The organism is Caulobacter sp. GW821-FHT10F06 (assembly GCF_058809215.1).
The window spans coordinates 79,980-92,127 of record NZ_JBXASK010000001.1 but is presented as its reverse complement, the minus strand read 5'-3'; the positions used below and the strand labels follow the sequence as shown (position 1 = coordinate 92,127).

The window sequence follows — 12,148 nt, the reverse complement described above, 5'->3', positions numbered from 1 at the left end:
GTTCAGGTCATGGCGCGGCCGCGCTGAAACCCGCCGGCGCTGTCACCCCCACCCCTGCCTCTCCCCCATCAAGGGGGAGGGAAGAGATTTGTTGTCCCCGCAGGGCCTTGCCGAATAGTTCGAAAAAGATCTGGGACTGCGGGTTGGCGGCGGGCTTCCACTCGGGGTGCCACTGCACGGCCAGGACGGGCGCGCCGTTGACGGTGGCCGACACGGCCTCGACCACACCGTCCTCGGCGCGGGCCTCGATGGACAGGCCTTCGCCCAGCCGGTCGACGCCTTGGTAGTGCACGGAATTGACCACCGCGCGGTCGGTGTCGAACGCCGTCGCGAGCACACCGCCGGGGGTCAGATCGACCAGATGCAGGTGGTCGAACATGCTGTTGAAATCGACGTCGGCCGGCGCATGGTGGGCGATCAGCTCGGCGCTCGACGCCATGTCGCGGCGGAGTGAGCCGCCGAACGCGACGTTGATCTCCTGGAAGCCTCGGCACACCCCGAACACGGGCCGGCCCAGATCGAGCATGGCCTTGATCAGGTCGGCGGTCATGGTGTCGCGGGCCGGATCGAACGGGCCGGGCGCGTCGGGAGCGTCCTCGCCGTAGAGGTTCGCGCCCATGTTTGACGGGCTGCCGGTCAGCATCAAACCGTCCAACCGCGCGGCGACCTCGGACGCCTTCATCAGCTCCGGCATCGACGGGACCAGCAGGGCCGCGGCGTCGGCATACTGCATCGCGCCGGCGACATAGCGGTTCATCACCGCCTGGGCCGGCTCGATCCCGACGGTGCGGGTGCAGCAGATGATGCCGGCGACGGGCCTCATCTCCCTTCCCCCTTGATGGGGGAAGGGTCGGGGATGGGGGTGATGCGGCGCCGGCCGCGCGAAGAACGCTTCGCGTTCACCCCCATCCGACCGCTTCGCGGCCACCTTCCCCCATCAAGGGGGAAGGACGATGTGGAAGGGTCCGTCATCACTCAGCTCAATAACACCGCCGGCGAACAGGCGTGCCAGCACAGCCAGACATCCTCGCCGAGCTTGAAGTCCTCCTGGTCCCAGCGGGTCAGGTTCGAGCGATGCACCTTCACCCGCCGCCCGCCGGCGATCTCGACCTCATAGACCGAAGAGCCCCCCAGATAGGCCTCATGCCGGATAGTCCCTTCCACGGCGTTGGAGCCCTTGGGCGCGTCGCCGAGGTTGGGAGCCTCGGCGCCCGCGACCTTCTTGTGCAGCTCGATCTTCTCGGGCCGGATCGCCGCCCAGGCCGCGCCGCCGCGCGGGCCGGTGACGCCGTGGTCCAGGAAGATGTCCACCGGCATGTCGGGCGAACGGATCACCGCGTGGCTGGGCTCGTCCACCGCCAGCACGCCCTCGAACAGGTTCACGCTGCCGATGAAGTCGGCCACGAAGCGGCTGTTGGGGAACTCGTAGAGGTCGCTGGGCGTGGCCACCTGCTGCAGCACGCCCCGGTTCATCACCGCGCAGCGGGTGGCGAGCGCCAGCGCCTCGTCCTGGTCATGGGTGACCATGATGAAGGTGATGCCGACCTTCTCCTGCAGGGTGCACAGCTCGGTGCGCATCTGCTCCCGTAGCTTGGCGTCCAGGGCCGACAGCGGCTCGTCCAACAGCAGCACGCGGGGCCGCTTCACCAGCGCCCGGGCGAGGGCCACGCGCTGGCGCTGGCCGCCGGAAAGCTGGTCGGGCTTGCGCGCCCCCAGGCCGCCCAGCTGCACCAACTCCAGCGCCTCGGCCACGCGCCGGTCGCGCTCGGTCTTGGCCACCTTGTCGACCTTCAGGCCATAGGCGACGTTGTCGGCTACGGTCATGTGCGGGAACACCGCATAGGACTGGAACACCATGTTCACCGGCCGCTTGTTGGGCGGCACGTTGGAGATGTCCTGTCCGTCGATCAGGATCCGGCCCTCGGTTGGGGTCTCGAACCCGGCCAGCATCCGCAGCAGCGTGGTCTTGCCGCAGCCCGACGGGCCCAGCAGCGAGAAGAACTCGCCCTCCTCGACGCTGAGCGAGACATTGTCGACCGCCACCATCTTGCCGAAGCGTTTGGTGACGTTCTCGAAGGTGATGATGCTCATGACTTTTCCCCACCATGTCCCGCCGTCGCCGCCGAATTGCCCTGCAGCTTCAGGGCGACGGCCGTCAGGATCACGGTCAGCACGATCAGAATGGTCGAGGCCGCGTTGACCTCGGGCGTCACGGAGAAGCGGACCATCGAATAGACCTTCACCGGGAAGGTCACGGTGTCGGGTCCAGCCGTGAAGAAGGTGATGACGAAGTCGTCCAGGCTGAGCGTGAAGGCCAGCAGCGACCCGGCCACCAGCGACGGCGCCATGTGCGGCAGGATCACGTCCTTGATCGTCCGCCACTCGCCCGCGCCCAGGTCCCGCGCCGCCTCCTCCATCTCGCGGTTGAAGCTGGCCATGCGCGCGCGCACCACCACCGCCACGAACGGGAACGAGAACGACACGTGCGAGATGATGATCGCGCCCAAGTTCAGCGGCCACACCATGCCCTGCGGCCACGGCATCACCTTGGCGAAGAACACCAGCATCGCCACGCCCATGCAGATCTCGGGCACCACGATCGGCAGGGCCAGGGCCCCGTCCAGCGCCGTCTTGCCGGGGAAGCGGAACCGCCATAGCGCCAGGGCGACCATGGCCCCGAGCGCGACGCTAACCACGGTCGACACCGCCGCGATGGTCAGGCTGTTGCCGAACGCCTCGATCAGGCCGTCATTGTGGAAGGCCTTGTCGTAATATTTGAGGGTGAAGCCCTTCCAGACGATGTTGCGTCGACTGTCGTTGAAGCTGAACGCCATCAGGGCGATCAGCGGCGCGTAGAGGAAGATCGCCACGGCCGCCAGCCAGGCCTGCATCTGCCAGCGGCGGAGATATTCGAGGGGGCCGGGTGCGGAGCGTTTCGGCATCACAGCGCCCCTTTCTGAAAGGGCCGGACGCCCCCTCCGTCACGCTGCGTATTCGCAGCGCGCCACCTCCCCCGCTTCGCATGGGAGGAGGAAGCGGCTCTCTTCTCCTCACCCGTGAAACGGGGGAGGTGGCATGGCGCGAATACGCGACATGACGGAGGGGGCGTCATGGCTCTGAGCGACCGGCTCATGCCTTCCCCTCAGGCGCTTTACGCGACAGCACCGCCTGGATCGCGATGGCGATGAAGGTCAGGTACATCAGCACGAAGGACATGGCCGCGCCGAACGGCCAGTCATTGGCGCGCTTGAACTGGCGCTCGATGACGTTGGCGATCATCTGGCTGTCGGGACCGCCCAGCAGATCGGGGGTCAGATAGGCGCCCAGAGCTGGGATGAAGGTGATCAGCACCCCCGAGGCTATGCCCGGCAAGGCCAGGGGCACGACGACCTTGAACAGGGTCCGCAGGTGCCCGGCGCCCAGGTCGAGGCTGGCCTCCAGCAGCGACTTGTCCAGCCGGTCCAGCGCCGAATAGAGCGGCAGCACCATGAACGGCAGGTGGACATAGATGAGGCCCAGAACGACGGCGAAATTGTTGTGCAGCAGCTCCAGCGGCTGGAACTCACCGATCGGCTGCAGGCCAAGTAGGGCGCCGACCACGCCGCCGCCCTTCCAGATCCACTCCAGGCCCATGTTGATATAGCCCTCGGTGCGCAGCACGGCGATCAGGGCGTAGGTGCGGATCAACAGGTTCGTCCAGAACGGCAGCATGATCAGCAGCAAGAGCCAGGTCTTGGCCTTGTCGGACGCGAAGGTGATGGCCAGGGCGACGGGGAAGCCGATCACGAGGCACAGGAACGTGGTCAGGGCCGCCACCCAGGCCGACTTGATGAAGATCTTCAGGTACAGCGGCTCGATCGCCCGGGCGTAGTTCTTGAACGTGCCGGTGATGGCGATGTCGGTCAGGCCGTCGTTGTGGCCGAAGCTGTAGGCCCAGACGATGGCCAGCGGGACCAGGAAGAACAGCACCAGCCAGAACAGCGGCGGGCCCAGCGCCGCGGCGAACACCGCCTTGGCCTGTTTCCAGCTTTGCTCCATCGGGTCCTCCGAAGGCTCCCTTCCCCCTTGATGGGGGAAGGGCGGGGGTTGGGGGTGAAAGCGGTTCAGGATGAGGCGCGGTCGGCGTGCAATCCGCCGACGGTGTCACCCCCATCCCCGGCCCTTCCCCCATCAAAAGGGGGAAGGGAGAACGGCCGCTAAGCCGCCCGCACCCGCGTGATGACTTCCTCGTACTCGCTCGCCTTTTCGGCCCCCTCGAACGCCCCGTACTCGCACTTGGCCATCACGGCCGGGGGCGGGAAGATCACCGGGTTGTTCTTGTAGTCCTCGGGCATCAGCGCCTTCGCCGCCGCGTTGGGCGTCGGATAGAGGATGGTCTTGGAGATCGTCGCCCCGGCCTCGGCGTCCAGCAGGTAGTTGATGAACTTGTGCGCGTTCAGCGGACGCGGCGCGCCCTTGGGGATGCACAGGGTGTCGGAGTTGATCAGCGATCCTTCCTTGGGGATTACGAAGTCGACGTCCTCGTCTTCTTTCATCAGCTGGGCGATGTCGCCGTTGTATTCCAGAACCAGGTCCACCTCTCCCGAGGCCAGCATGTCCTGGCCGTTGTCGTCGTGGAACGCCTTGATGAACGGCTTCTGCTTGATCAGCATCTTTTCGATCTCGGCGACGAGCTCAGGCGGGATGTTGTTGACGCTGTGGCCCTTGTACTTGGCGGCCAGGCGGATCAGGTCGGCGCTTTCCGACAGCAGGGCGATCTTGCCGGCGTACTGGTTGCTATCGAACAGGTACTTCCAGCTGTCCGGAACGCCCTTCACCTTGCTCTTGCGATAGCCGATGCCCAGCACCAGCCAGGTATAGGGCATCGAGAACTTGCGACCCGGGTCGTAGTCGGGGTTCATGAAGGCCGGGTCGATGTTCTTGGTGTTGGGAATCTTGGTGTGATCCAGCACTTCCAGCAGGCCCGCCTGGCCCATGCGGGTGACGAACTCGTTGGACGGCACGATGACGTCGAAGCCAGGATTGCCCGCCTTCAGCTTGGCGAACAGCTCGTCGTTGGTCGCGAACAGGCTCATGTTCACGTCGACGCCGGTGGCCTTCTTGAAGTCGGCCAGGGTGGTGTCGCCGATATAGGTGTCCCAGTTGTAGAAGTTGAGCTTGGCCTCTTCGCCGCCGGCGGCGGGCTTGGCCGCGTCCTTCGGGCTACAGGCCGTGAAGGTCAGGCCGATGGCGGCCGCGCCGGTCGCCGCCAGCATCGACCGGCGGTTCAGTCCCCGTTGAGTGATGGTGCTCATGGTCCCTCTAAGCTCCCTGTCCGTCCGAGGCCGGCGTCAACCGGCGGTTCAACTCAAGTCTTCACCACGCAACGTCAGGCGTTGCGCAGGTACCAATCGAAATCGAGGCTGGTGACCACCTCGAAGAACCTCGCCTGTTCGGTGCGCTTGACCGACACGAACATGTCCACGAAGCGGTCGCCCAGATAGTCGCGCAGCACCGTGGACTGGTCGAACAGATCGACCGCCGCGAACCAGTTGGCCGGCAGGCGCGACTTCTCCTTGGCGGCCGCCGCATAGCCGTCGCCGACCACCGCCGGGCCCGGATCGATCTTGTTCGTCAGGCCGTGATGGGCGCTGGCTAGCAGCACGGCCAGCACCAGATACGGATTGCCGTCGGCGCCCGCGACGCGATGCTCGACATGGCGCGTCGGGGCCGGTCCGGCCGGGATGCGCAAGGAAACGGTGCGGTTGTTGACGCCCCAGGTCGCGGCGACGGGGGCGTAGCTGTTGGCCTTGAAGCGACGATAGCTGTTGGCGTTGGGCGCCAGGATGGCCATGCCCTCGCCCAGCAATTGCTTCATGCCGCCGATCGCGTGGCGCAGCATCGGCGAGCCTTCGGGATCCTCGGCGGCGCACAGGTTGTTTCCGTCCGCGTCGTTGAAGCTGACATGGACGTGGAAACCGTTGCCCGCCCGGTCGGCCCAAGGCTTGGCCATGAAGGTGGCCTCGCAGCCATGGCGAAGGGCCACGCCCTTGGCCATCCGCTTGTACAGCAGCGCGTCATCGCAGGCCCGCAGGGCGTCGGGCTTGTGCTTGAGGGTCAGCTCCACCTGGCTGGGCGCGAACTCCGAGATCGCCCCTTCCAGCGGCACGCCGATCACGTCGGCCGTGTCCCACAGCTCGCGCAGGAACGGCGAGATCGCCTCCAGCTCGGGCAGGCCATAGACCTCGATGCCATGCGGCCGGCGGCCAGTCTGCAGGGACTTTGGCGGCTGAAGATCGCCGTCGGCGGTGCGCTCCAGGTCAACCAGGTAGTATTCCAGCTCGCACGCGGCGACCGGCGTCAGGCCGTCCGCGGCGTAGCGGTCCAGCACGCGTTGCAGCACGTGGCGAGGGTCGAGATCATTGGGCGTGCCGTCCAGCTCGTAGAGCGACAGCATCACCTGGGCCATGTCGTCGCCCAGCCAGGGGGCGAGCGTCAGGGTGCCCGGCACCGGCCGCGCGCGGCGGTCAGCGTCGCCATCTTCCCAGACCAGGCCCGTGTCCTCGCAGTCGGCTCCGGTGGTGTCGACCACCAGAATCGAGCCCGGCAGGAAGCGGCCATAGTCATAGACCGCCTGCAGTTCGTGGATCCGCAGCCGCTTGCCGCGCGGCACGCCGGTCATGCTGGTGAAGAACACGTCGACGAACCGCACCTGAGGATTGGCGGCGAGGAAGTCGCGGCATTCCTGGGGATCGGCGACCGTGGTCATGAGCAACACTCCCCCTTCCCCCTTGATGGGGGAAGGGTCGGGGATGGGGGTGACAGCGTGTCAGGATGTGGCGCGGCCGAGCTCAAGCCTGCCAACGGTGTCACCCCCACCCCTGCCCCTCCCCCATCCAAGGGGGAGGGAAATTGAAAAACGACCATCATCCCGAAAGTCCCTCCAGCGCCCCGGCGAACCCGTCCACCGCCTCGACCAGGCGGTCGATGGCGGCGTCCTCGGTCACCGGCGACGCCAGCATCATGTTGTGGAAGGGCGCGATCAGCACGCCCCGGTTGATCAGCCACAGATGAAGCGCGGCCACGAGGTCCGGGTCCAGCGCCTTGCGCATCGCGGCTGCGTTTTTCGGCGGCGGATCGGCGAACACCAGCTCGACCCGCGCCCCGACATGGACCACCGACCACGGCAGCCTACGCGCCGCGATAACGCCCTGGAGGCCGGCGACCAGCCGTTCGGCGCCGGCCTGCATCCTGGCATAGGCGTCGTCGGTCATCACCTCGGACAGCATGGCGCGTATCGCGGCCATGGCCAGGGCGTTGCCCGACAGCGTGGTGCCGATCCCCGACTGACCCGGACCGATCCGCGCTTGGGCCTCGTCCATCCGTTCGGACAGCTCAGCGGTGACGCCCCAGACCGCGGCGGGCACGCCGCCGGCGATGGCCTTGCCGATCACCAGCATGTCGGGCGCCAGGTCGTGCAGCCGGGCATAGCCGCCGGGGCCGCTGGACAGGGTGTGGGTCTCGTCGAGGATCAGCAAGGTTCCGGCCGCGCGGGTCAGGATGCTCAGCGCGTCGAGGAAGCCGGGCTCGGGCAGGATCATCCCGCAATTGGTCATCACCGGCTCGGCCAGCACGGCGGCGACATCGCCCGGCGCCAGGGCCGCCTTCAGCGCCGCGACGTCGTTGAACGGCACGACGCGGGTAGTGACGGTGAGGTCGTGGACCTGGCCCAGCAGGCCCGGCTTCATCGTCGCCTCGCCGTCCTTCAGCATCACGAAGGCGTCCTCGACCATGCCGTGATAGCAGCCGTCGAACACCAGGATCACGGGACGCTCGGTCACCGCCCGCGCCCAGCGCAGGGCGGCGCGGTTGGCGTCGCTGGCCGTGGTCGCCGTCTGCCACAGCGGCAGGCCGAAGCGCTCGGCCAGCAGCCGTCCGACGATCACCGACGACGCCGTCGGCAGCATGAAGCCTGCCCCACGCTTGACCTGGTCGGCCACTGCCGAGGCCACGGCCGGATCGCCGTGGCCGAACATCGACGGCGTGTCGCCCAGGCAGAAGTCGTCGTAGAGCTTGCCGTCGACGTCGGTGATCTGCGCCCCGACGCCCTGGGCTGCGAAGATCGGCGACGGACACGCCCAATCGCCCATCCAGTGCATCGGAACCCCGCCACGCCAGACCTTCGCGGAGGCCTGGGCCATGGCGACGCTGCGCGGATGCTCGGCGGTGAAGCGTGCGGCTTCGGCCTGCATCAGGTCGGAGAGCGTTTTGGTGAGTTCGGCGATCATCGCGTGGCGCCTCCCCCTACTCCCGTCATTCCCGCCCTTGTGGCGGGAACCCCTGGTTCAGCTGACACGTGAGGCGCATCGGCGGGCCAGCCCGCCACACCCCTGCCCTTGCGGCGGACAGAGGGGTTCCCGCCACAAGGGCGGGAATGACGGGAGATGGGGGAATGGCGGCGCGAACCAATCATCCCACCCCGCCAAAGCACAGGTACTTCGTCTCCAGATACTCATCGAGCCCCTCGGACGCCCCCTCGCGCCCAAGACCCGACTCCTTGACGCCGCCGAACGGCGCGACCTCGGTCGAGATCAGGCCTTCGTTGATCCCGACCATCCCCGCCTCGATCGCCTCGGCAACCCGCCAGCAGCGGCCGACGTCGCGGCTGTAGAAATAGGCCGCCAGGCCGAATGGCGTGGCGTTGGCCAGGGCGATGGCGTCGGCCTCGGTCTCGAACTTCACGATCGGGGCGACAGGGCCGAAGATCTCTTCCTGGAAGAGGCGCATGTCGGCCGTCGCGCCAGTCAGCACCGTGGGCTGGTAGAACAGCCCGCCGAGGTCATGCCGCGCGCCGCCGACCGTCGCCTTGGCGCCCTGGCCCATGGCTTCGCTCACGAGTGTCTCGACCTTGGCCAGCGCCTTGTCGTTGATCAGCGGACCGATGGTCACGCCCTCGCCCGTGCCAGGCCCGACCTTCATCGCCGCGACCTTTTCCGTAAGCCGGGCGGCGAAGGCGTCGTGGATGCCGGCCTGCACGATCAGCCGGTTGGCGCAGACGCAGGTCTGGCCGGTGTTGCGGTACTTGCTGGCGATCGCGCCGTCGACGGCGGCCTCCAGATCGGCGTCGTCGAAGACGATGAAGGGCGCGTTGCCGCCCAGCTCTAGGCTGAGCTTCTTCATCGTGCCGGCGCACTGGGCGTAGAGCACCTTGCCGATCGGCGTCGAGCCCGTGAACGACAGCTTCCGCACCCGGCTGTCATCGCACAGCGCCTTGCCGATGGCGCTGGAGTCCTTGCCGGTGACGATGTTGAGCACGCCGGCCGGCACGCCCGCTTCCACCGCTAGCCGGGCGATGGCCAGGGCGCACAGCGGCGTCTCGGCGGCGGGTTTCACCACCACCGTGCAGCCGGCGGCCAGGGCCGGACCGACCTTGCGGGTGATCATGGCGATCGGGAAATTCCATGGCGCGATCGCCGCGCACACGCCGATCGGTTGCTTGATCGAGACCAGGCGCTTGCCCGGCATCGGGCTCGGGATCGTATGGCCGTAGGCGCGCTTGGCCTCCTCGGCGAACCAGTCGATGAACGCCGCGCCATAGGCGACCTCGCCCTTAGACTCCGCCAGCGGCTTGCCCTGTTCGGCGGTCATCAGCCGGGCCAGGTCCTCGGTGTGGGCGAGCATCAGGTCGCTCCACTTACGCAGGATCGCGCCGCGCGCCTTGGCGGTCTTGGCCGCCCAGGCCGGGAAGGCGCGGTGGGCGGCCTCGATGGCGATCTGGGTCTCGGCCGCGCCCAGGTCGGCCACTTGCGCGATGACCGAGCCGTCGGCGGGATTGGTCACCTCGAAGGTCGTCGGCGAGGTTATCCACAGGCCGTCAATGAGGGCTTCGGTCTCTACAAGCTTCATGGGGATCACCTCAGCGTCACGGACACCGACTTCAGGTCGGCGTACTTGTGCAACGCATGAAGGCTGCGGTCACGGCCGAAACCGGACTGCTTGAAGCCCCCGAACGGCATGGTGATATCGCAGGCGTCCCAGCCATTGACCCAGACCAGACCCGCTTTCAGTCGGCGAGCCCCGCGCAGGGCGCGGTTGATGTCGCTGGTCCAGATGCCGGCGGCCAGGCCGTAGACGGTGTCGTTGGCCAGACGGAGCGCCTCGTCCTCGCTCCGGAAGCCCATCACGCCCAGAACGGGGCCGAACACCTCCTCGCGGGCCAGGGTCTGGTCGGCCTCGACGCGGTCGAAGATGGTCGGCTCGACATAGAAGCCGCCGCTGTCCTGCCGCACACGCCGGCCGCCCAGCACGCGCCGCGCACCCTGGCTGTCGGCGGTGGCGATGTAGTCGAGCGCGGTGTTCATCTGTCGCTCGCTGACCATGGCCCCGAACACGGTCTCCGGGTCCAGCGGATCGCCCGGGACCATGCCCTTGGCCACGGCGGCGACCTTGTCGAGGAAAGCGTCCTTGATCGAGGCCTCGACCAGCAGCCGCGAGGCCGCCGTGCAGACCTCGCCCTGGTTATAGAACACGCCCCAGGCGGCGGCCTGGGCGGCCGCATCGAGGTCGGGACAGTCGGCGAAGACGATCTGGGGCGACTTGCCGCCCAGCTCCAGCGACACGCGCTTGAGGTTTGAGCGGGCCGAATATTCCATCAGCTTGCGACCAACGGGGCCCGAACCCGTAAACGCGATCATGTCGACGTCCATCGACAGGGCCAGCGCCTCGCCCGCAGTCGAGCCGAGGCCCGGGACCACGTTCAGCACCCCGGCAGGAAGCCCCGCTTCGAGGGCCAGTTCGCCCAGCTTCAGAGCGGTCATCGGCGACTGCTCGGCGGGCTTGAGGACCACGGAATTGCCCATGGCCAGGGCGGGGGCGACCTTCCACATCGCCATGTGAAGCGGGAAATTCCACGGCACGATCGCTCCGATCACGCCCAGCGGCTCATGGACGGCGTAGCTCAGCCGATCGACCGGCGAGGTTCCGACCTCGCCATAGACCTTGTCCAAGGCCTCGGCGTACCAGCGGCAGGTGTTGATCGCGAGCGGGATATCGACCGCCCGCGCGTCGCGGATCGGCTTGCCGACATCCAGGCTTTCCAGCAGCGCCAGCTCTTCGGCGTCGCGCTCCATCAGCTCGGCCAAGCGGAACAGGATCGCCTTCTTCTGGCGCGGACCCAGGTCGCGCCAGCGGCCGTCCTCGAAGGCGGCGCGAGCCGAGGCCACCGCCCGCTCGACATCGGTCGCCTCGCACGAGGCCACCAGGTTCAGCACCTGTCCGTCGCGCGGCGAGACGTTGTGGAAGGTCGCGCCCGAGGCGGCCTCGACCAATGCCCCGTCGATCACGGCCACGCCCGGCAGGGCCAGGCGAGAGATGGCGTCGGTGATGGCGGCGGGAAGGGTCACGGGTAAGCTTTCCTGAAACTGTGATCACAGTTCGCGGACCGAGCGTCACTGTCAATCCGGGCGCTCACGCTCCCGCCTCCACGGCCGCGCGCATCTTGTCCATGCCTTCGGAAAGGTCAGCGGCGATGGCGCGACGGGCGCCGTCGACGTCTCTAGCTTTCAGGGCGGAGATGGCCTCGGCGTGGCGGTCAGCCGGCAGGCTGCCCGTGCCGACGCGGCCGAACACCACCCGCATGAACGGGCCGATCTGCAGCCACAATCCGCCGGCCATCGACAGCAGCACGTCGGCGCCCGAGCGCTCGTAGATCGCGAAGTGGAAGGCGTGGTTGGCGGTCATGTAGCCGTCGACGTCGCCGGCCGCGAGCGACGCGTCCAGTCGCGCGTCGATGGCCTGCAGCGTCTTGATCAGAGCTTCGTCGGCCAGCGGCGCGGCGCGGGCGGCCAGCTCCGGCTCGATCCAAAGACGCGCCTGGGACAATTGCTCCAGGCGGGCGGCGGTCAGGGACGGCACGGACAGGCGCTTGTTGGCTGGATTGATCGCCAGGGCCCGCTCGGCCACCAGCCTTCGCACAGCGTCGCGCACCGGCATGGGGCTGACATTGAGTTCGCCGGCGAGGCTGCGCAGGCTGACCCCGACGCCCGGCGCGATGCGGCCAGTGATCAGCCGCTGGCGGATGGCTTCATAGACCTGGTCGTGCACTGCGGTGGAGTCGGCGAGCGGGCGACGTGACTTGGTTTCGGCCATCCTCCCCTCTCCTCGTGCATTG

The 12,148-nt window shown here is 67.6% G+C and carries 10 protein-coding genes; all 10 read right to left on the bottom strand.

Going from position 1 to position 12,148, the window contains the following annotated elements:
- Nucleotides 1-7 precede the first annotated feature (7 nt).
- A complete protein-coding gene (locus AC1RUS_RS00380; protein ID WP_492911907.1) occupies nucleotides 8-823 on the bottom strand; it encodes a gamma-glutamyl-gamma-aminobutyrate hydrolase family protein in 816 nt (271 codons plus the stop codon).
- A gap of 152 nt (nucleotides 824-975) precedes the next feature.
- Nucleotides 976-2,091, bottom strand: a complete 1,116-nt coding sequence (locus AC1RUS_RS00375) for an ABC transporter ATP-binding protein (protein ID WP_492911905.1) — start codon at nucleotides 2,089-2,091, stop codon at nucleotides 976-978.
- Nucleotides 2,088-2,942 carry an ABC transporter permease gene (locus AC1RUS_RS00370; RefSeq protein ID WP_492911903.1) on the bottom strand — a complete coding sequence of 285 codons (855 nt, stop codon included), beginning with the start codon at nucleotides 2,940-2,942 and terminating at the stop codon, nucleotides 2,088-2,090. The genes AC1RUS_RS00375 and AC1RUS_RS00370 overlap by 4 nt, the downstream gene beginning before the upstream one ends.
- A 187-nt stretch (nucleotides 2,943-3,129) precedes the next feature.
- Nucleotides 3,130-4,038, bottom strand: coding sequence for an ABC transporter permease (locus tag AC1RUS_RS00365; RefSeq protein WP_492911901.1), 909 nt, complete (start codon nucleotides 4,036-4,038; stop codon nucleotides 3,130-3,132).
- Between the two features lie 158 nt (nucleotides 4,039-4,196).
- Entirely contained in the window at nucleotides 4,197-5,294 is a 1,098-nt protein-coding gene (locus tag AC1RUS_RS00360) for an ABC transporter substrate-binding protein (RefSeq protein WP_492911899.1), read from the bottom strand.
- 74 nt (nucleotides 5,295-5,368) lie between these two features.
- Nucleotides 5,369-6,748: a glutamine synthetase family protein gene (locus AC1RUS_RS00355; protein ID WP_492911897.1), complete on the bottom strand. Its 1,380-nt coding sequence runs from the start codon at nucleotides 6,746-6,748 to the stop codon at nucleotides 5,369-5,371.
- A 157-nt stretch (nucleotides 6,749-6,905) separates the two neighbouring features.
- On the bottom strand, nucleotides 6,906-8,267 hold the full coding sequence (locus AC1RUS_RS00350) for an aspartate aminotransferase family protein (RefSeq protein ID WP_492911895.1): 1,362 nt from the start codon (nucleotides 8,265-8,267) through the stop codon (nucleotides 6,906-6,908).
- A gap of 181 nt (nucleotides 8,268-8,448) precedes the next feature.
- Nucleotides 8,449-9,885, bottom strand: coding sequence for an NAD-dependent succinate-semialdehyde dehydrogenase (locus tag AC1RUS_RS00345; RefSeq protein WP_492911893.1), 1,437 nt, complete (start codon nucleotides 9,883-9,885; stop codon nucleotides 8,449-8,451).
- 5 nt (nucleotides 9,886-9,890) lie between these two features.
- Complete coding sequence (locus tag AC1RUS_RS00340; RefSeq protein WP_492911891.1) at nucleotides 9,891-11,381, bottom strand: aldehyde dehydrogenase; 1,491 nt, start codon at nucleotides 11,379-11,381, stop codon at nucleotides 9,891-9,893.
- Between the two features lie 64 nt (nucleotides 11,382-11,445).
- On the bottom strand, nucleotides 11,446-12,126 hold the full coding sequence (locus AC1RUS_RS00335) for a GntR family transcriptional regulator (RefSeq protein ID WP_492911889.1): 681 nt from the start codon (nucleotides 12,124-12,126) through the stop codon (nucleotides 11,446-11,448).
- Nucleotides 12,127-12,148 lie beyond the last annotated feature (22 nt).